Here is a 19,106-nt window from a genome sequence, read left to right as displayed (position 1 = left end):
ACCAATAGTTGCTCTACGCTCTATTATTCGCCACAATTAACAGATATGGCATAATAATGTGCACGCAAAATTTTTTATTCGACACTTTTTGGGGAAACACCTTGAATAAAACGTTCGCTCTTTCGCTGGCCTTAGCTTTAACATCCAGCGTCGTTATCACTGCTTGTTCAGATAAAACAACAGCGCCTGCTGCTAGTACGGCAACCGCCACCACAACCGCAGAAGCTGGCAAAACAGCCACTCCACCCTCCTCACCACCAAAAGCCACCGAGCCTGCTGCTAAGCCCACCACCTTAGTCAAAGTCGACGTTAAAGAAGGTACAGGGGCTGAAGCCACAGCAGGTAAAACGGTAGTAGTGCATTACACCGGTTGGTTATATGACGAAGCGGCGGCCAATAAGCAAGGCCAAAAATTTGATAGTTCACACGATCGTGGGCAACCTCTTGACTTTATTTTAGGCAGTGGTCGTGTTATTCCGGGTTGGGAGCAAGGGGTAGCCGGTATGAAAGTGGGCGGCCAACGTACCTTGATCATTCCACCTGATTTAGCGTATGGCGCAGCGGGCGCGGGTAACGCTATTCCGCCTAATGCCACCTTAGTATTTGATGTGGAATTATTAGAAGTGAAATAATCGATACGCGGGTAGCAGTATAAAAGCTGCTACCGCTCTAGCGCTCACGTAGCTAGAAAATTGCATTAATACGCTGGACGTGGCGGACTTTGTTGTAATAAATCCCCCAATAAACCCTCAAAATATTGCTGAATACGCAATTGATGTTCGCCGGTAATTTGAATACCTACACCCTTAGGCAAATTGCGCACAGCCCCACTGGGCGTGATCCAAACCACTTTGCCCGGCACCACTGCTTTTTGTCCTTCACTTGGCAATTCAATTTGAACTAACACACTATCACCGAAACTAAGATTTTCTTGGCAAGGTATGAAAAAACCACCCCCTCGTACTAAAGGCATATAATGATTATGCAAAGCGGTTTTATCAGGCAGATGTAACACCAATTTAACGGCACTCATAAGATGGCGGATAGTCCTTGCTAATAATGATAATAATTATAGAGCCAACAAGGTTAAACGATTAGGCAGCTTTCGTACGCATGCGCCGCGTCTGATATTGCACCCATAAAACTAGCATATTTTCAATAAAAAGCCGTGCATTCAATGGATGAGTGGCTAATGTCTTTAATTCTACTAAACGATCATAAAGCTCCCACCCCTGCGCATCTCGGTACTGCTGCCGTAGTTGCTGCTGCAAGTGCTGTAATAACCAATCTAACAACTCCGCGCGATCCTGCTTCTCCCAGTGACTAGAGAGTTGTGCACAGGTTAATGATCCCTGACAAAGCTGTTGGAGTTGCTGTAAGAAAAGTTCGCGCTGGGCTAATTTCTCACCCGAATCCAAGCTCAAAGCAGTTAAAGGCTTGCCTGAGGCCAATGTTAATAAGTGTGCTGGCTCTTGAATAGTTTGCTGGGTTTTCAACCATGCTATAGCCTGATCAGGTGCAGGCAAGGACATACGAAAAATCTGACAACGACTACGAATAGTGGGCAATAGTTGACTTAATTGTGTCGTAAATAGCAGCAAGTGTGTCTGCCCAGCAGGCTCTTCCAATACCTTGAGCAAACTATTCGCTGCATGATGATTCAGCGCATCCGCTTCCGGCAATAAAGCAACACGGCAAGGACTGTAACTGCATTTTAATTCCATGAAATGGCTTAAGCCACGCACCTGATCGATCCCAATGGTTTGTTTATCATCGGCTGTTGCAATACGTATAAAATCAGGATGTGCTTGTGCTGCTAATACTTGGCAACTACGACAATGCCCACAAGCTTGGCCATTAGCGGTTGGCATTAAGCACAGTAAGGAAGCGGCCAAATATTCAATAAAAGTCTCGTGACCACAGCCATCTGTGCCAGAAAACAATAAGGCATGAGGCAAATGCTTGGCTTGACGCGCTTGCTGTAATTGCTGCCATAATGCTTGATGCCAACTATACATGCTGAGCCTTAGCCTGCTGGATAAATTCCATTAGATACTGCTTAATGTCGTGTTGTACCCGCTCTAAACTTTGCGAGGCATCAACCACTCGGAATTGATCAGGATAGTGGGCTGCCCGTACTAAATAGCCACGCCGTACACGCTCAAAAAATGATATATGCTCTTGTTCAAAACGATCCGCTTGCGTTTGCTGTGCAGCATAACGTGTCCTGACACGCTGAAAGCCCAATTCCACATCGATATCAAACAATAAAGTAAGATGCGGATGAAATGTACCCTGCACCCAAGCTTCTAATTGTTGAATCCGCTCTAAGGCTTGGGCACGCCCATAGCCTTGATAAGCATAAGTGGCATCGGTAAAACGATCACAAACCACCCATTGACCCGCTGCTAAAGCCGGTAAGATTTTCCTTACTAAATGCTCTTGGCGTGCAGCGAACATCAACAGCAATTCAGTATCGGCGTGCATAGAGGGCAAACTTTTATCTAATAACACAGCACGAATGGCTTCACTGACCTCTGTGCCACCGGGTTCACGGGTTGCTAGCGTATCAATACTTTGTGAACGCAAATAATCCACAATAAATGCTACACTACTGGTTTTTCCAGCCCCTTCACCGCCTTCTAAAGTAATGAAGCGTCCTTGCATTAAGGCGTTCCTTCAGTCGTTTCGGTTGCTGAATTTTCAGCATCCTTAAGATTTTGCAGATACTGACTGACCGCCTTGCGGTGTTGCTCATAAGTCGAAGAAAAATTATGGGTATTGCTCCCATCGCCCTTAGCGACAAAATACAGCGCATCAGTACTTTGTGGATGCAACACGGCATTCAAAGAAATCTTACTGGGCATCGCAATCGGCGTGGGCGGCAAACCCGATCGTGTATAAGAATTATAAGGGGTATCGCGTTGTAAATCGGCTTTGGTTATATTGCCATTATAAGCATCGCCTAGACCATAGATAACCGTAGGGTCTGTTTGCAGGCGCATATTCTTTTCAAGACGATTCAAAAATACCTGCGCGACGAGTGGACGCTCTTCCGGTTTGCCACTTTCTTTTTCGACAATAGAAGCCAAAATCAAAGCATCATAAGGCGTACGAATAAGAGGATGTGGAGTACGTTTAGGCCATTCTTCCGCTAAATAATCCTTCATAGCCTGATAACTACGCTTTAATACCTCAATATCTTTAGAGCCTTTGGGGAAATTATAGGTATCAGGCATAAACCAGCCTTCAGGAAACGTCCCCGCATCTGCCCCTAGTTTAGCCATAATATCGGTATAATCGGCATCACTAAGCGTCTGCTCCAACTGCTCATTATTACGCAGCACTTGCTTAAATTCCTTAAAAGTCCGCCCTTCAATCAAGGTCACTTTGTACTGAATAGTCTTGCCTGAAACAATCTTTTTCAAGACATCTATAGGAGTCATTCCTCCTTCCAACTCATAAGCACCCGCTTTGATTTTGGAAGCCAGATTGGTTTTACGCGCTTGCGCCAAGAAAAGCCAATCTGACGGGAGTAAACTTTCATCCGGCATTAAGCCTTGACTCTGCAAGTCCCGTGCAACCTGACGCACATTACTACCAGGCTTTACCTCAAAAATTTTGGTCTGCCCTATTAATAAAGGAATCGGTTGTTTGCCAAATTGCTCGAATTGATAATAAGCGTAAGCGGCTGCACCAAGGACAACGACTAATAAAGCAAGCAGCACCATTAAAAAACGTTTCATACTACGCTCCGCAAGCGTTCACTGTTGAATTTGTTACAAACTTGTAGCACAAATTCGCGCATTAAACCTAAGCTAGCAGATAAAGACAAATAGCTGAGTAATAATTGGCTAACACGGAAAGATTATCTGGAATAACACTAGACTCAGGGCGAATGGAAGTTCGCCCTGCTCAGCACCTTAATGCTTAAAGTGCCTTAAATATCAGTGTGCCATTAGTGCCACCAAAGCCGAATGAATTGCTCATAGCGACCTTAGCTTTAGTATCACGTGCGGTATTCGGCACATAGTCTAAATCACACTCTGGATCTTGATTATCGATATTGATGGTAGGGGGTAATACTTTGTCGTAGAGCGCCATTACGCTGAAGACGGCTTCAATACCACCGGCTGCACCCAATAAATGACCAGTCATGGATTTAGTCGAACTGATCGCTACCTGATGTGCATGATCCCCTAAGGCGAGTTTAATCGCTGAGGTTTCGGCTTTATCGCCCGCTGGCGTGGACGTGCCATGGGCGTTGATATAATCAATCTGATCAGGATTTAGACCCGCATCTTTCATGGCATTCTTCATACAACGCGCTGCACCTTCACCACCTAGGGAAGGCGAGGTCATGTGATAAGCATCGCTACTCATACCATAACCGACTAACTCACAATAAATCCGTGCGCCACGTGCTTTAGCATATTCGTATTCTTCTAATACCAATACGCCTGCACCATCACCTAATACGAAGCCGTCACGATCCACATCCCAAGGACGACTCGCCGCTTCGGGATTATCATTACGGGTTGATAAGGCGCGTGCTGCGGCAAAACCACCAATACCCAGTGGCGTAGAACCCATTTCTGAACCACCCGCAATCATTACATCGGCATCCCCGTAGGAAATCATCCGAGCAGCATCGCCAATACTATGGGTCGCAGTCGCACAAGCAGAAACAATGGATAGATTTGGACCTTTTAAACCATACATGATCGACAAATTACCAGCGACCATATTCACAATGCTAGCAGGAACAAAGAAAGGTGATATTTTACGTGCTCCGCCTTGTAAATAAGACGAGTAATTATCCTCAATTGTACCTAAACCGCCGATACCAGACCCCATTAATACACCGATGCGCTCCGCATTTTCTTCGGTAATTTCAAGGCCAGCATCTTTAATCGCATCAACACCCGCACCAATACCATAATGGATAAAGGTATCCATCTTTTTCTGGTCTTTGGGTTTAATGTAGTCATTGACATTAAAATCTCGTACATTGCCCGCAATGCGAACACTGAATTGAGAAGCATCAAACAACTCAGGGCTAATTAAACCGATGCCACTTTTACCGGCTTTAATATTAGACCAAGCAGTTTCCAGTTTTGAGCCGACTGGGGACACGATGCCTAGACCAGTGACTACGACGCGCCGTTTAGACAAACCAATACACCTTTATAGATATAAATAGAAACGCTTTGGATCACTGCAACCCGCTTAATAGAGTTGCAGTGTAGTCAAGCAGACCACCACTAGGGTATTAAACCATTAAGCTTTAGCTTGTGCTGCTTTAGCGTAATCAATAGCTGCTTGAACCGTTGTGATTTTTTCGGCTTCTTCATCAGGGATTTCAATGCCGAATTCTTCTTCCAAAGCCATGACTAATTCAACGGTGTCCAATGAATCCGCGCCCAAGTCATCGATAAAAGAAGCTTCGTTTTTCACATCAGCCTCATCGACGCCTAATTGCTCAACGATAATAGCTTTGACGCGACTCTCAATATCACTCATGGTGTTGCATTCCTTCTAGGTAAAAATAATGAGCATTAGAGCAGTATTGTATGTAAAACCTGCTGCGTATGCTAGTTAGACAACGTTCAGTTTAGCTCATGTGCATTCCGCCGTTGACGTGTAAAGTCTCGCCAGTAATATAAGCGCCCATCGATGACGCTAAAAATAATACAGCATTCGCAATATCAGTAGCCTGCCCGAAACGGGTTAATGGAATATTGCTCGATAAAATCTGACGTTGCTCTTCCGATAATTCGCGGGTCATATCGGTGTCAATAAAGCCAGGCGCAACCACATTGACGGTAATATTACGTGAACCTATTTCGCGTGCTAATGATTTAGAAAATCCAACCATGCCCGCTTTTGCAGCAGCATAATTAGCTTGCCCCGGATTGCCGGTTGCACCCACGACTGAGGCAATCGAAATAATACGGCCTTTTTTAGCTTTCATCATGCCACGCAAACAGGCTTTACTGGTGCGATAAATTGAACTGAGATTGGTATTTAAAATACTATCCCACTCCTCATCTTTCATCCGCATGAGTAAATTATCACGCGTAATCCCTGCATTATTCACCAACACCGTAATCGCACCAAATTGATCATTCACGGCTTTAATGACCCCATCGACGGATTCCGAACTTGCGACATCTAGCAATAAGCCTTGACCTGTTACCCCTGCTGCATTGAGATACTCAGAAATCGCCGTAGCCCCCTTCTCAGTAGTCGCCGTACCCACAACCGTGGCACCTGCCTTACCTAAAGTTTCCGCAATCGCACGGCCAATACCACGGCTAGCGCCTGTTACTAAAGCAATTTCGCCTGTTAAGTCAATTTGATACATAAATTAAGCCCCACACACTTTTAATGCCGCCTCTAAACTCGCCTGATCATAAACCGCTACTGCTTCAATTTGCTTATCAATACGCTTATTCAAACCTGTTAAGACTTTACCAGGGCCAAATTCCACCGCCGCTTTAATAGCAAACTGCTGTTGCAGCGCTTTTACCGTATCCGTCCAGCGCACTGGCCGATACAATTGCTCAGTTAAAGCCTGCGCTATGTCAACCGCTGTTGTACGGGGTTTGGCATCGACATTATGAAATACTGGCAAAGTGCTTAGTTTCAGTTTCACTTCAGCCAAACGCTTAGCTAATAAAGTGGCGGCTGGTTGCATCAAGGCACAATGCGACGGCACACTCACCGATAATTTGACGATTTTCTTACCACCGCGTGCTTTTAAAGCCTCAATCGCACGGTCGATCGCTGTACTATGCCCCGCAATCACCAACTGACCGGGGGAATTGAAATTCACCGCCTCAACCACCTCACTCTGAGCTGCGTCTGCACAAGCTGCCATTACTTCAGCATCATCCATGCCTAATACGGCAGCCATGGCTCCTAGACCTTCGGGAACCGCACTTTGCATCAAGCGTGCACGCTCAGCCACTACACTTACTGCCTCGGCAAAATCTAATGCACCAGCGGCTACCAAAGCCGAATATTCGCCCAAACTATGCCCTGCCATTACCACCGGCACACAACCACCTTGCTGCTGCCAAACGCGCCATGTTGCTACACCAGCCGTCAACATTAAAGGTTGGGTATTTTCGGTACTATTCAAGGCTGTTTCTGGCCCGTGTTGCACGATTTGCCATAAATCACGTCCCAATACTTGGCTAGCTTGGGCAAATGTTTCGTTCACAATCGGAAAAGCACTCGCTAAATCCGTCAGCATCCCTTGTGACTGCGACCCTTGGCCGGGGAAAAGCCCTGCGATTGACATTAGTAACATGACTCCTGAAAAGTTGGCTTGAGCAAATATTCTGCTAAAGAAAGAAATGCCGTTATGCTAATAGAATTTAACGGGCAAATCACGCCCAGTGGTAAAAAAGAGCTTGTCATCTGCTTTAATGCGGGGATAATACGCGCGGGTTAGTTTATGCTAAACTTATCAAATTTAAATTAGTCAAGGAAAATTATGGCTCGAGAAGATTATATTGAAATGGAAGGCACTGTGGTAGATACATTGCCCAACACAACGTTTCGCGTGAAATTAGATAATGATCATGTGGTGATGGCTCATATTTCTGGCCGTATGCGTAAAAACTATATTCGTATTTTGACCGGCGACCGTGTCACTGTGCAGTTAACTCCTTACGATCTTACTAAAGGCCGGATTAGTTATCGTAGTAAGTAAACTAGGGAAGCTAGCTTCCCTAGCCCTAATGATAATCTCAGGCTTCTACTGCAACACCTTCGTAGCGCAAGACCAACTCGCCCTCATCTGCTGTTACATCCACACGACCGCCATGAGCTAATTCACCAAATAACAAGGCATCCGCTAATGGGCGCTTGATTTTTTCCTGAATCACTCGCTCCATCGGGCGTGCACCCATTAAGCGGTCATAACCTTTATCAGCTAACCATGCGCGTGCTTTTTCATCAATACGTAGAGTGACCTTTTTGGCTTCTAATTGTGCTTCTAACTTGATAATGAACTTGTCTACTACCGAAGCAATCACTTCAGGTGTTAAAGCACCAAACTGCACCACGCCATCCAAGCGATTACGGAATTCGGGACTAAACGTGCGTTTTACCGCTTCCATAGAATCGCTGGTATGATCTTGATGGGTAAAACCTAAGGATTTACGGCTAATATTTTCCGCGCCCGCATTACTGGTCATAATCAAAATCACGTTACGGAAATCAATTTTGCGTCCATTTGAATCGGTCAAGGTGCCATGATCCATAACCTGCAATAGCAAGTTGAACACATCCGGATGCGCTTTTTCGATTTCATCCAATAATACAACTGAGTGTGGATGCTTATTCACCGCATCAGTCAGCAAACCGCCTTCATCAAAACCCACATAGCCCGGCGGCGCACCAATCAGGCGCGAAACCGTATGACGCTCCATGTATTCCGACATATCAAAGCGCAATAGCTCAATGCCCATACGCTGCGCCAATTGCTTGGTCACTTCGGTTTTACCAACACCCGTTGGGCCAGTAAATAAGAATGAACCAATCGGACGCGTATCATCACGCAAACCAGAACGCGCCATTTTAATCGCAGAAGTCAATTGCTCAATGGCTTTATCCTGACCAAAAATAACCATTTTTAGATCACGCTCGAGGGTACGCAAAATATCCATATCCGAGCTAGAAATGGTTTTGGGCGGAATACGTGCAATCTTAGCAACAATTTCCTCAATATCCGTCACTGAAATGGTTTTCTTACGGGTAGCCGACGGCTTCATACGACGATTTGCACCCGCCTCATCAATCACATCAATCGCCTTATCTGGCAAATGACGATCATTGATATAACGCGCTGCCAATTCTGCCGCCGCTTTTAAGGCTGGATTGGTATATTTCACCTGATGATGTTCTTCGAAACGGTTTTTCAAACCTTTCAAAATCTCGAAGGTTTCATCCACACTCGGCTCATGCACATCAATTTTTTGGAAGCGCCGTGCCAAAGCCCGATCTTTCTCAAAGACTGAGTGATATTCTTGGAAAGTCGTAGAGCCAATACACTTCAACTCACCGGAAGATAACACCGGCTTAATTAAATTCGACGCATCCATCGTGCCACCAGAAGTCGCTCCAGCACCAATGATGGTATGAATTTCATCGATAAACAGCACAGCATGTGGCTCTTGCTTAACCTGCGTAATCACCGCTTTTAAGCGCTTCTCAAAATCACCACGGTATTTTGTACCCGCCAATAATGAACCCATATCGAGCGAATAAATCACCGCATCGGCCAAAATTTCTGGCACTTCTCCATCCACAATACGCTTGGCTAAACCTTCAGCAATAGCCGTTTTACCTACACCGGCCTCACCCACTAATAAGGGGTTATTTTTGCGGCGACGGCATAACACCTGAACCGTGCGTTCAATTTCTGCATCACGACCAATCAAAGGATCAATCCGGCCTTGGCGCGCCATGTCATTCAAGTTGGAAGCAAATTGCTCTAAAGCCGTTTTCGCTTCACTGACCTCACTTTCCTGCGACTCACTGCTATTATTGGAGTGCGAATTATCCGCGCGCGGCTCATCACTCGGTGTATCTTCTTTACGCACACCATGCGCGATATAATTTACAATATCCAAACGTGCAACATTACGCTGTGCAAGAAAATACACAGCGTGCGAATCAGGCTCGCCAAAAATAGCTACCAAAATAGCGTCACCAGTCACTTCACCACGACGTGAGGACTGAGCGCTGTAAACGGCGCGATGAATCACGCGTTGAAACCCTAGCGTAGGTTGTACATCACGTTCCTCATCGGTCACTTTAACTTGAGGCGTATTCTCCTCGACAAAGGTCTCCAAATCGCTGCGCAAGCCCGGAATATCCACATTACAGGCACGTAAAGCATCGGCAGCGCTGGGGTTATCCAGCATCGCTAATAATAAATGCTCCACGGTCACAAACTCATGCCGCTTTTCGCGTGCATCGCGGAACATTCTATTAATAGCGTATTCAACTTCAGTACTTAACATAATTTTACCTACCTATGCCTCTTCCATCGTGCAAAGCAGCGGATGTTGGTGTTCACGAGCATAACGATTGACTTGAGCTACTTTAGTTTCAGCTACATCACGCGTAAAGACGCCACAAACACCTCGTCCCTTAGTATGGACATGCAACATCACCCTTGTAGCATTTTCGTGATCCATGCGGAAAAACTCCTGCAGAACATCAATCACAAACTCCATTGGGGTGAAATCATCGTTTAAAAGTATAACTTTAAAACGCGCAGGTTCCTTCACCTCCGGACGGGCTTCCTCTACCGCTACACCAGATTCTTGCCCAGGGGAGCCTTGCTTCTCTTTGCCTGCCATTAAAACTGCCTTGAAATCAATCATAGTTCACTCTAGGACGAATAGTTAACTCAAACAATTTGCCCTGTCACTATCTCTCGCTCATTTTGAGGATGTTGTGTATATGGGGATAGTAACGAAAAAATAAAGAGGCTGGTTTTCCCTATGATTTTAGCAAAAACCATAGGGAAATAAGGACTTATTAGAGGGGTAGTTAAGCCATATGCTCGATAATATTATCACCGAACGCTGAACAACTAATCTCCTCAGCCGTCTCTATTAAATTAGCAAAATCAAACGTAACCCGACCTGAAGCAATCGCCCCTTCAACACCTTTCACTACTAAGTCGGCCGCTTCCACCCAACCCATATGACGCAACATCATTTCAGCAGACAAGATAATGGAGCTAGGGTTCACTTTATCCATATTGGCAAAAGTAGGTGCTGTACCATGAGTCGCTTCAAACATCGCAATGGTGTCAGACATATTTGCACCAGGTGCAATACCAATACCGCCAACTTGTGCGGCTAGGGCATCAGAAACATAATCACCATTCAGGTTTAAGGTCGCAACGACCGAATAATCCTCAGGACGCAATAAAATTTGCTGTAAGAAATTATCTGCGATGACGTCTTTGACAATAATTTCACGACCCGTATTTGGGTTTTTAAAAGAGCACCAAGGGCCACCTTTAATTTCTTTAGCGCCAAACTCTTCTTTTGCAACCTCATAACCCCAGTTTTTAAAGCCACCTTCGGTGAACTTCATAATATTGCCTTTATGCACAATCGTCATCGATGGCAAATCATTATCAATCGTGTACTGAATCGCTTTACGTACTAAGCGCTTGGTACCTTCAGAGGAAACTGGCTTAATACCAATGCCGGAAGTTTCTGGGAAACGAATTTTGGTGACTTTCATTTCACTCAATAAGAAATCAATGACTTTTTTCGCTTCCGGTGAGCCAGCAGCCCATTCAATCCCCGCATAAATGTCTTCCGAGTTTTCACGGAAAATCACCATATTGGTTTTTTCAGGATGGCGCACAGGGCTAGGTGTGCCAGTGTAATAACGCACGGGACGCAAACAGACGTATAAGTCTAAATCTTGGCGTAATTTCACATTCAGAGAACGAATACCACCACCAACGGGTGTGGTTAATGGGCCTTTGATCGATACCACAAATTCTTTCACTGCTTTTACGGTTTCGTCGGGCAACCAGACGTCTTCACCATACACGGTATTGGCTTTTTCGCCCGCATAGATTTCCATCCACTGGATTTGACGCTTGCCGCCATACGCTTTAGCCACGGCCGTATCAATAACCTTGATCATAACCGGCGTAATATCCGCGCCGATGCCATCGCCTTCGATGAAAGGAATAATAGGTTGATCCGGAACGTTTAGTGAAAAATCGGCCTTGGTGGTAATTTTTTCGCCCTTGCTAGGCACTTTGATGTGTTGATACATTGTTATAACTCCGTATTAGAAATTCGCTTCTCCCGAGCGCGTAAGTTGGCGATTATAAACACTCTCAAGATAAAGGTGCAGCATTTCACTGTGATGAACTGCGATGAAGCGCTAAAATATTCATTTTATTACTGCAAGGCGCATTACTATGGTTTGGAAACCTCATGTCGTGGTGGCTAGCGTCATTGAGCAAGATGGACGCTTTTTATTTGTAGAAGAATTTATCCGTGGTCAGCAAGTCATTAATCAACCGGCTGGGCATGTCGAACATGGTGAAAGTTTAGTGGATGCAGTGATTCGCGAAACCTTGGAAGAAACCGGCTACCATTTCGAGCCCACTGCCTTTTTGGGGGCACTCTTGCTGGATCACCCTGACCCGCAGCGGGTGTATTTACGCTTCACGTTCACCGGTAAGTTGCTCGGCAAAGAACCCAATTACACCATCGACCCCGATATTATTGCTACGCATTGGTTAACACCGGAAGAATTACGTAACCATCCACGTTTGAGTCCACGCAGTGATTTAGTGTTCCAAGCGCTGGATTTGTATTATAGCGGTAAACATTACCCGCTAGATTGCTTGGTATTTATGCGATGAGTCCTCAGCGCGTTATGGTAGGGCTTTCGGGTGGTGTGGACTCGTCCGTGGCAGCCTTATTGCTCTTAGAGCAAGGCTATCAGGTCGAAGGCTTGTTCATGAAAAATTGGGAGGAGGACGATACTCCAGAATATTGTTCCGCCAGTGTAGATTTAGCTGATGCGCAAGCAGTAGCCGATCAATTAGGTATCCGTTTGCACACCATGAATTTCGCAAGCGAATATTGGGATCGCGTTTTCACTTATTTTTTAGAAGAATACCGCGCGGGACGCACGCCTAATCCTGACATTTTGTGCAATAAAGAAATAAAGTTTAAAGCCTTTTTGGATTTAGCGTTGGAATGGGGTGCTGATTATATTGCCACAGGTCATTATGCGCGGGTACAGACCCAAGACGACGGCACAGTCCTGATGCTCAAGGGTGTGGACGACAATAAAGATCAAACCTATTTTTTATATACACTACAACAAAATCAACTGCGCTCCAGCTTATTTCCAATAGGCCATTTACCTAAAACCGAAGTTCGTGCGATTGCGGAAAAGGCAGGCTTTACTACCGCGCGCAAAAAAGATAGTACGGGTATTTGTTTTATTGGTGAGCGTCGCTTTAAAGATTTCTTACAACGTTATTTACCTGCCCAATTGGGGGATATAGTAACGGTAGAAGGCAAAATTATCGGGCAGCATCATGGTTTAATGTATTATACGCTGGGTCAGCGCCAAGGTTTAGGCATTGGTGGCTTGAAACAAGCGCAAGAGTTGCCTTGGTTTGTGGTGGATAAAGACCTAGAAAACAACCAATTAGTGGTGGCTCAAGGGCATGAAAATGATTATTTACTCAAGCACCAACTCCAAGCTTCACAATTACATTGGGTTGCTGGGCGCCCACCTGACAAAAACTTTAGCTGTAGCGCTAAAATTCGCTATCGCCAACAAGAGCAACGCTGCCAAGTAGTGGTTCACGCTAATAATACGGCACAAGTTTGCTTTACTGAGCCACAGCGTGCCATTACCCCAGGTCAGTCGATTGTGTTTTATCAAGGGGAAATTTGCTTAGGTGGCGCTATTATCGATAGCATGAAGACTGAGTGTTACTGATTAGAAGTCAGTTTTTTTATTTGGATGGATTATGGAAGCGAATACGCGAAACCGAACCCTTGCTTTAGCCGCGTTATTTCAATGCATTGAAGGTGTCAATCAAATCGCTAGCCGTGGGCAATCTGATGCGGCATTAATGAAAAGCTGTATGCATAGTTTGCTCACTGAACATGCTGATACTATTGAAGATTTATATGGCAGTGTGACCGACCTAAAAACCGGCTTAGGTATTTTATTGCATCAACTTGGTACAGGTACTTTGATGCCGGATGGCAAACCGAAAAATATGGATACCACTCGCTATGCTGTCAATATTTTATACTTAGAGAAAAAACTACAACAAGACCCTGCTATGTTTCGTGCCTTATTGCAAGGTATTGAAATGGCGCAACAGCAGTTGGAATTTTTTAGTCTTGATCATCCCAATATGATTGCACGCTTGGCTGAGCTTTATACCCAAACCATTAGCAAACTTGGCCCGCGTATTATTATAAAAGGCGATCAGCAGCATCTCGCTAATACCGATAATGCCGCCAAAATTCGTGTGTTTTTATTAGGTGGAATTCGGGCTGCTTTATTGTGGCGCCAAGCCGGTGGCAATCGTTGGCGCTTATTATTTTCGCGCGGCACCATGCAAAATGAAGCACGCCAACTCTTAAAAGCCTAAACAGCCAACCGCCTTACTGCTCCTGCTAAAGGTTGCTTAAAAATAGTGCTCATACTGAAAAAAGCTTAATTTTACTCATTATGCGGTTACACAATCTGCTACGCTTGCTTAAAACAAGCGGGAGGAGTACCACAGATGGCATTAAGCGTTTTCGATGTTTTTAAAATCGGTATAGGCCCATCCAGCTCGCATACCGTCGGCCCCATGCGTGCAGCATGTTATTTTGTTGAAGCACTACAAAAAGAAGGTTTAATCAATCAAGTTGATCAAGTTCGAGTGGAATTGTATGGCTCGCTGGGCGCTACCGGAAAAGGGCATGGCACAGATAAAGCAGTATTACTGGGTTTGGAAGGTTCTGATCCTGAAACTATTCCCGTCGATACCATAGCCGAACGCGTACAGGCCATTCGCCAACATCAACAATTACGCTTGAATGGCAAATACCTGATCCATTTCAACCCCGAACAACAACTCATCTTTAACCGCCGCAAAACCCTCCCTTATCATGCTAATGCTTTAATGCTGAGCGCTACTTCCACCCATCAAGTGCTGTTAAAGCAAAGTACTTATTATTCCGTGGGCGGTGGTTTTGTGGTAAATCCCGATCAAGATGCCGCACAACCCATTGGCGCGGATACAACACCCCTGCCTTATTCTTTTAAAACAGGCAATCAATTATTAAGTCTCTGTGCCCAGACTGGCTTTTCTATTAGCCATCTCATGTTACAAAACGAGCTAGTATGGCGCACTGAGGCAGAAACGCGTAATGGCTTATTATGGATTTGGCAGGTCATGCAGGATTGTGTGGCGCGTGGCTGTCGTACCGAAGGCATTTTACCCGGTGGTTTAAAGGTTAAACGTCGCGCTGCCCTACTCTATCGTCAACTCCAACATGATAACAATTTGCATGATGCGCCTTTGGGCACGATGGATTGGGTAAATCTGTTTGCATTAGCCGTCAATGAAGAAAACGCTGCAGGGGGACGTGTAGTCACCGCCCCAACCAATGGCGCTGCCGGTGTTATTCCAGCAGTTTTACATTACTACAAAAATTTTGTTAAAGGTTCCAATGACGATGGCATCGTGCGTTTCTTGCTTACTGCAGGCGCTATTGCCATGCTTTATAAAGAAAATGCTTCCATTTCAGGCGCTGAAGTGGGTTGTCAAGGCGAAGTGGGTGCTGCTTGCTCCATGGCGGCAGGTGCTTTAACCGAAGTATTAGGCGGTACACCGGCACAGGTAGAAAATGCTGCCGAAATTGGCATGGAGCATAATTTAGGACTCACCTGTGATCCTATTGGTGGTTTAGTGCAAGTACCCTGCATTGAACGCAATGCCATGGGTGCGGTAAAAGCCATCAATGCTGCACGCATGGCGCTACGAGGGGATGGCTCGCACTATGTTTCCTTGGATAAAGTGATTAAAACCATGCGTGAAACCGGATTGGATATGAAAAGTAAATACAAAGAAACAGCGCGTGGTGGCTTGGCGGTGAATGTTATTGAGTGCTGAAGCTGAATGAAATAGGGCACTCCTAATCTTTTTATGCACGCAATACACACTTTTTAAGACATTCACGCAAATAAGTATCGTATCTAAATGAATCCGTACCACTCCTTACAAAAATATAGTGCTACTCTATTGTTAGAGATGAGGAGATGTAGAGACAACTACAACAACAAAGTATTAGGCCTCTCCTTGTCTTATTGATTGACCGCAGGCATTCGTTCAATTTTGGAGGAGAACTCAATGAAACCTAATCGTATTTTTCTAGCTTTATCTGCAAGTTTATTATTAGCCAGTGCTGTTTCTGTTCAAGCCGCTACCGAATTAGTCATCGCTACCGTCAACAACGGCCACATGATCGAAATGCAAAAACTCAGCAAGCATTTCGAAGAAGCCAATCCAGACATTAAACTCAAATGGGTTACCCTTGAAGAAGGTGTATTACGCCAACGCGTGACAACAGATGTTGCCACGAAAGGCGGCCAATTCGACATTATGACTATTGGGATGTATGAAACGCCGATTTGGGGCAAAAAGGGCTGGCTGAAAGAATTAAAATTTGACGACAGCTATAAGGTAGACGATTTATTACCGGCGATTCGCGATGGCCTGTCTGCGGATGGCAAGTTATATGCAGCACCTTTCTATGGCGAGAGTTCGATGCTGATGTATCGCGCTGATTTAGTCAAAGAAGCGGGTATGGAAATGCCCAATAATCCAACGTGGGATCATGTCGCGCAAGTGGCTGCCAAAATTCATAACCCAGACAAAGGTGTATACGGTATTTGCTTACGTGGTAAACCGGGCTGGGGCGATAATATGGCTTTTTTGAGCACCTTGGTGAATACCTATGGTGGTCAGTGGTTTAATATGGAGTGGAAACCCCAATTAGAAAGCCAAGCGTGGAAAGATGCCATTACTTTCTATGTTGATTTGCTGACCAAATATGGCCCACCCGGCTCTGCTAACAATAGTTTCAATGAAATTCTAGCACTCTACAATGAAGGCAAATGCGGCATGTGGGTAGATGCCACCATTGCAGCCTCTTTCATCTCGGATCCTAAGCAAAGTAAAGTGGCCGACAAAGTGGCTTTTGCCCAAGCACCGACCGCCAAAACACCTAAGGGTGCGAACTGGTTATGGGCATGGTCATTAGCCATTCCGGAGTCCTCCAAAAAAGCAGCCGAAGCCCAAAAGTTTATTCAATGGGCAACCTCAACAGACTATGTGAATTTGGTCGGTAAAGAAGTGGGCTGGGGTAATGTGCCTACTGGTACACGCCAGTCAACCTATGAAAATCCTGATTTTAAAGCGGCGGCGAAATTTGCGGATGCTGAGTTAGCGGCCATTAAGAGTGCCAATCCAACCGATTCTACCTTGGAAAAATCGCCTTATACGGGTGTGCAATTTGCTGCTATTCCGGAGTTCCAAGCGATTGGTGTTACGGTCGGCCAACAAATGAGTTCTGCATTAGCGGGCAAAGAAAGTGTTGAAGAGGCTTTGAAAAAGAGCCAAGAAGCAGCGGATCGTGAAATGCGTAAAGCGGGTTACTACAAGTAACAGGTCAGTTCCTCCAAGTGGGGTAAACACACACTAGGTTTACCCCAATCTGTACCGCCACTGTCTGCTGGTTATTCCCCAGTGGCGGTCTTTCTTATATCGCTAACACCACAGACAGGTATCGTTATGGCTGAACATACACGTGCAGGTTCTCGGTCGTTACCCCGCTTATTAATGTCGCCCGCAGTGCTGAGCTTGTTTCTGTGGATGATTGTTCCGCTGGTGATGACCATTTATTTTTCTGTAATGCGCTACAACCTCATGCAGCCTGACCAAGCAGGCTTTGTAGGATTAGAGAATTACAGCTATTTTTTAACTGACCCCGACTTCTGGCCATCCATTTGGAATACCCTCCTATTACTTGGCAGTGTAGTAGTGATTACCGTGGTGTTTGGCTTAGCCATTGCGCTTCTCATCAATGATCCTTTTCCCGGACAAGGATTGGTGCGCATTCTGTTGATTTCTCCCTTCTTCGTGATGCCAACGGTGAATGCATTGATGTGGAAACACATGATGATGAATCCAGTTTACGGCTGGCTGGCACAAGTCTGGACTTTCTTTGGCTTACAACCGATTGATTGGCTCACCGACTATCCACTGCTCTCCATCATTATTATGGTGAGTTGGCAATGGTTACCCTTTGCTTGTTTGATTTTCATGACCGCTTTGCAATCCATGGATCGCGAACAACTTGAGGCTGCGGGTATGGATGGGGCGACCTATTTCCAAAAGCTTTGGTATCTCTATATGCCTCATATGGCACGCTCGATTTCTGTGGTGATCATGATCGAAGTGATCTTCTTATTAAGTGTGTTTGCGGAAATTGTCACGACCACTAATGGCGGACCGGGTAATGCTAGCACTAACTTAGCGTTCTTAATCTACAAGCAAGCCCTACTCAATTTTGACTTTGGTGTTGCCTCTGCGGGCGCATTACTAGCGGTCGTTCTCGCCAATATCGTTGCGGTATTTTTGATTCGTATGATCGGTAAAAACTTGGACTAAGACTATGCAATCCTCCCCCAATTCAAAACCTACTACCCTGATCATTCGTACTATTGCCGCATGGTCAGTCGCCTTACTCTTATTCTTTCCCTTATTATTTTTAGCCGTCACCGCTTTCAAAACGGAAGGTCAAGCCATCGCAGTGCCCTCCCTATGGGTGTTTACCCCAACCTTAGAAAACTTCGTGGAAGTACAAGCACGCAGCAACTATCTGCATTATGTTTGGAACTCGGTAGTGACCAGTGTGGTCTCCACCATCCTAGGTCTACTGATCGCTGCACCAGCCGCTTATAGCATGGCATTTAGCCCCACCAAGCGTACTAAAGACATCTTAATGTGGATGCTCTCCACCAAAATGATGCCTGCTGTTGGTGCCTTAGCGCCAATCTATGTCATGGCAAAAACCGCTGGCTTATTAGACACTAAATTTTCCCTCATTGTGGTGTTCACCATGAGCAATTTACCCATCATGGTCTGGATGCTCTACTCCCACTTCAAAGATATTCCGCACGAGATTCTGGAAGCCTCACGCATGGATGGTGCGGGGTTATGGGATGAATTCCGTTATGTCTTATTGCCACTGGGTATGGGCGGATTAGCGTCCACCGGCTTATTGTGCTTGGTATTAGCGTGGAATGAGGCCTTCTGGGCACTCAATTTAGGCTCTGCCAATGCAGGTACTTTAGCCACCTTAGTCGCTTCTTACTCCAGCCCCGAAGGCTTGTTCTGGGCAAAATTATCCGCTGCTTCATTAATGGCCATTGCCCCGATTATTGTGTTCGGTTGGTTCAGCCAAAAGCAGTTAGTACAAGGCTTGACCTTTGGCGCAGTGAAATAAAGG

20 protein-coding genes are annotated in these 19,106 nt (G+C 45.4%); 9 read left to right on the top strand and 11 right to left on the bottom strand.

Annotation, left to right across the window (positions count from 1 at the left end; genetic code table 11):
• The first annotated feature begins 101 nt into the window (after positions 1–101).
• Positions 102–632 (top strand): FKBP-type peptidyl-prolyl cis-trans isomerase, encoded by a 531-nt coding sequence (locus tag A3IE_RS0111335; RefSeq protein WP_051062522.1) that lies wholly within the window; start codon positions 102–104, stop codon positions 630–632.
• Between the two features lie 65 nt (positions 633–697).
• Here A3IE_RS0111335 and A3IE_RS0111330 read toward each other — a convergent pair whose 3' ends face one another.
• From A3IE_RS0111330 to fabD, 8 genes are all read right to left on the bottom strand, one after another.
• Entirely contained in the window at positions 698–1,033 is a 336-nt protein-coding gene (locus A3IE_RS0111330; protein WP_020395742.1) for a PilZ domain-containing protein, read from the bottom strand.
• A gap of 61 nt (positions 1,034–1,094) precedes the next feature.
• The gene (gene holB, locus A3IE_RS20490; RefSeq protein ID WP_020395741.1) at positions 1,095–2,018 is read right to left on the bottom strand and encodes a DNA polymerase III subunit delta'; all 924 of its coding nucleotides are present in this window, start codon (positions 2,016–2,018) and stop codon (positions 1,095–1,097) included.
• Positions 2,011–2,667 carry a dTMP kinase gene (gene tmk / locus A3IE_RS0111320; RefSeq protein ID WP_020395740.1) on the bottom strand — a complete coding sequence of 219 codons (657 nt, stop codon included), beginning with the start codon at positions 2,665–2,667 and terminating at the stop codon, positions 2,011–2,013. The genes holB and tmk overlap by 8 nt, the downstream gene beginning before the upstream one ends.
• Positions 2,667–3,746, bottom strand: coding sequence for an endolytic transglycosylase MltG (mltG, locus tag A3IE_RS20485; RefSeq protein ID WP_020395739.1), 1,080 nt, complete (start codon positions 3,744–3,746; stop codon positions 2,667–2,669). The genes tmk and mltG overlap by 1 nt, the downstream gene beginning before the upstream one ends.
• Positions 3,747–3,930: 184 nt before the next feature.
• Positions 3,931–5,175 (bottom strand): beta-ketoacyl-ACP synthase II, encoded by a 1,245-nt coding sequence (fabF, locus tag A3IE_RS0111310; RefSeq protein WP_020395738.1) that lies wholly within the window; start codon positions 5,173–5,175, stop codon positions 3,931–3,933.
• 105 nt (positions 5,176–5,280) lie between these two features.
• Complete coding sequence (gene acpP, locus A3IE_RS0111305) at positions 5,281–5,523, bottom strand: acyl carrier protein (RefSeq protein WP_020395737.1); 243 nt, start codon at positions 5,521–5,523, stop codon at positions 5,281–5,283.
• A 91-nt stretch (positions 5,524–5,614) separates the two neighbouring features.
• Positions 5,615–6,367, bottom strand: a complete 753-nt coding sequence (fabG, locus tag A3IE_RS0111300) for a 3-oxoacyl-ACP reductase FabG (RefSeq protein ID WP_020395736.1) — start codon at positions 6,365–6,367, stop codon at positions 5,615–5,617.
• A gap of 3 nt (positions 6,368–6,370) precedes the next feature.
• Positions 6,371–7,309, bottom strand: coding sequence for an ACP S-malonyltransferase (fabD, locus tag A3IE_RS0111295; RefSeq protein ID WP_020395735.1), 939 nt, complete (start codon positions 7,307–7,309; stop codon positions 6,371–6,373).
• A 195-nt stretch (positions 7,310–7,504) separates the two neighbouring features.
• Between fabD and infA the strand changes: the two genes are divergently transcribed.
• On the top strand, positions 7,505–7,723 hold the full coding sequence (infA, locus tag A3IE_RS0111290; RefSeq protein WP_020395734.1) for a translation initiation factor IF-1: 219 nt from the start codon (positions 7,505–7,507) through the stop codon (positions 7,721–7,723).
• A 37-nt stretch (positions 7,724–7,760) separates the two neighbouring features.
• Here infA and clpA read toward each other — a convergent pair whose 3' ends face one another.
• The 3 genes from clpA to icd form a co-directional block, all read right to left on the bottom strand.
• Entirely contained in the window at positions 7,761–10,040 is a 2,280-nt protein-coding gene (gene clpA / locus A3IE_RS0111285; protein ID WP_020395733.1) for an ATP-dependent Clp protease ATP-binding subunit ClpA, read from the bottom strand.
• A gap of 12 nt (positions 10,041–10,052) precedes the next feature.
• A complete protein-coding gene (clpS, locus tag A3IE_RS0111280) occupies positions 10,053–10,406 on the bottom strand; it encodes an ATP-dependent Clp protease adapter ClpS (protein ID WP_020395732.1) in 354 nt (117 codons plus the stop codon).
• Between the two features lie 169 nt (positions 10,407–10,575).
• The gene (gene icd / locus A3IE_RS0111275; RefSeq protein WP_020395731.1) at positions 10,576–11,832 is read right to left on the bottom strand and encodes an NADP-dependent isocitrate dehydrogenase; all 1,257 of its coding nucleotides are present in this window, start codon (positions 11,830–11,832) and stop codon (positions 10,576–10,578) included.
• A 148-nt stretch (positions 11,833–11,980) separates the two neighbouring features.
• Here icd and A3IE_RS0111270 point away from each other — a divergent pair, with 148 nt between their 5' ends.
• From A3IE_RS0111270 to A3IE_RS0111240, 7 genes are all read left to right on the top strand, one after another.
• On the top strand, positions 11,981–12,430 hold the full coding sequence (locus A3IE_RS0111270; RefSeq protein ID WP_020395730.1) for an NUDIX hydrolase: 450 nt from the start codon (positions 11,981–11,983) through the stop codon (positions 12,428–12,430).
• Positions 12,427–13,527, top strand: coding sequence for a tRNA 2-thiouridine(34) synthase MnmA (gene mnmA / locus A3IE_RS0111265; RefSeq protein WP_020395729.1), 1,101 nt, complete (start codon positions 12,427–12,429; stop codon positions 13,525–13,527). The genes A3IE_RS0111270 and mnmA overlap by 4 nt, the downstream gene beginning before the upstream one ends.
• A gap of 31 nt (positions 13,528–13,558) precedes the next feature.
• On the top strand, positions 13,559–14,194 hold the full coding sequence (gene hflD, locus A3IE_RS0111260; RefSeq protein ID WP_020395728.1) for a high frequency lysogenization protein HflD: 636 nt from the start codon (positions 13,559–13,561) through the stop codon (positions 14,192–14,194).
• 135 nt (positions 14,195–14,329) lie between these two features.
• Positions 14,330–15,706: an L-serine ammonia-lyase gene (locus A3IE_RS0111255; protein WP_020395727.1), complete on the top strand. Its 1,377-nt coding sequence runs from the start codon at positions 14,330–14,332 to the stop codon at positions 15,704–15,706.
• 237 nt (positions 15,707–15,943) lie between these two features.
• Positions 15,944–17,260, top strand: coding sequence for an ABC transporter substrate-binding protein (locus tag A3IE_RS0111250; RefSeq protein ID WP_020395726.1), 1,317 nt, complete (start codon positions 15,944–15,946; stop codon positions 17,258–17,260).
• Positions 17,261–17,386: 126 nt separating this feature from the next.
• Positions 17,387–18,265, top strand: coding sequence for a carbohydrate ABC transporter permease (locus A3IE_RS0111245; protein ID WP_020395725.1), 879 nt, complete (start codon positions 17,387–17,389; stop codon positions 18,263–18,265).
• Positions 18,266–18,269: 4 nt separating this feature from the next.
• On the top strand, positions 18,270–19,103 hold the full coding sequence (locus A3IE_RS0111240) for a carbohydrate ABC transporter permease (protein WP_020395724.1): 834 nt from the start codon (positions 18,270–18,272) through the stop codon (positions 19,101–19,103).
• The last annotated feature ends 3 nt before the right edge of the window (positions 19,104–19,106 follow it).

The sequence above is a fragment of the Thiolinea disciformis DSM 14473 genome (genome assembly GCF_000371925.1).
Lineage (GTDB): Bacteria > Pseudomonadota > Gammaproteobacteria > Thiotrichales > Thiotrichaceae > Thiolinea > Thiolinea disciformis.
The sequence above is the reverse complement of the archived record's forward strand: the minus strand, read 5'-3'. Positions and strand labels throughout refer to the sequence as shown.

Bases quoted from the DNA above. Each gene is read 5' to 3' on its own strand.
- A3IE_RS0111330 (WP_020395742.1), bottom strand. From the start codon at position 1,033: ATGAGTGCCGTTAAATTGGTGTTACATCTGCCTGATAAAACCGCTTTG.
- holB (WP_020395741.1), bottom strand. From the start codon at position 2,018: ATGTATAGTTGGCATCAAGCATTATGGCAGCAATTACAGCAAGCGCGT.
- tmk (WP_020395740.1), bottom strand. From the start codon at position 2,667: ATGCAAGGACGCTTCATTACTTTAGAAGGCGGTGAAGGGGCTGGAAAA.
- mltG (WP_020395739.1), bottom strand. From the start codon at position 3,746: ATGAAACGTTTTTTAATGGTGCTGCTTGCTTTATTAGTCGTTGTCCTT.
- acpP (WP_020395737.1), bottom strand. From the start codon at position 5,523: ATGAGTGATATTGAGAGTCGCGTCAAAGCTATTATCGTTGAGCAATTA.
- fabG (WP_020395736.1), bottom strand. From the start codon at position 6,367: ATGTATCAAATTGACTTAACAGGCGAAATTGCTTTAGTAACAGGCGCT.
- fabD (WP_020395735.1), bottom strand. From the start codon at position 7,309: ATGTCAATCGCAGGGCTTTTCCCCGGCCAAGGGTCGCAGTCACAAGGG.
- infA (WP_020395734.1), top strand. From the start codon at position 7,505: ATGGCTCGAGAAGATTATATTGAAATGGAAGGCACTGTGGTAGATACA.
- clpA (WP_020395733.1), bottom strand. From the start codon at position 10,040: ATGTTAAGTACTGAAGTTGAATACGCTATTAATAGAATGTTCCGCGAT.
- clpS (WP_020395732.1), bottom strand. From the start codon at position 10,406: ATGATTGATTTCAAGGCAGTTTTAATGGCAGGCAAAGAGAAGCAAGGC.
- icd (WP_020395731.1), bottom strand. From the start codon at position 11,832: ATGTATCAACACATCAAAGTGCCTAGCAAGGGCGAAAAAATTACCACC.
- A3IE_RS0111270 (WP_020395730.1), top strand. From the start codon at position 11,981: ATGGTTTGGAAACCTCATGTCGTGGTGGCTAGCGTCATTGAGCAAGAT.
- mnmA (WP_020395729.1), top strand. From the start codon at position 12,427: ATGAGTCCTCAGCGCGTTATGGTAGGGCTTTCGGGTGGTGTGGACTCG.
- hflD (WP_020395728.1), top strand. From the start codon at position 13,559: ATGGAAGCGAATACGCGAAACCGAACCCTTGCTTTAGCCGCGTTATTT.
- A3IE_RS0111255 (WP_020395727.1), top strand. From the start codon at position 14,330: ATGGCATTAAGCGTTTTCGATGTTTTTAAAATCGGTATAGGCCCATCC.
- A3IE_RS0111250 (WP_020395726.1), top strand. From the start codon at position 15,944: ATGAAACCTAATCGTATTTTTCTAGCTTTATCTGCAAGTTTATTATTA.
- A3IE_RS0111245 (WP_020395725.1), top strand. From the start codon at position 17,387: ATGGCTGAACATACACGTGCAGGTTCTCGGTCGTTACCCCGCTTATTA.
- A3IE_RS0111240 (WP_020395724.1), top strand. From the start codon at position 18,270: ATGCAATCCTCCCCCAATTCAAAACCTACTACCCTGATCATTCGTACT.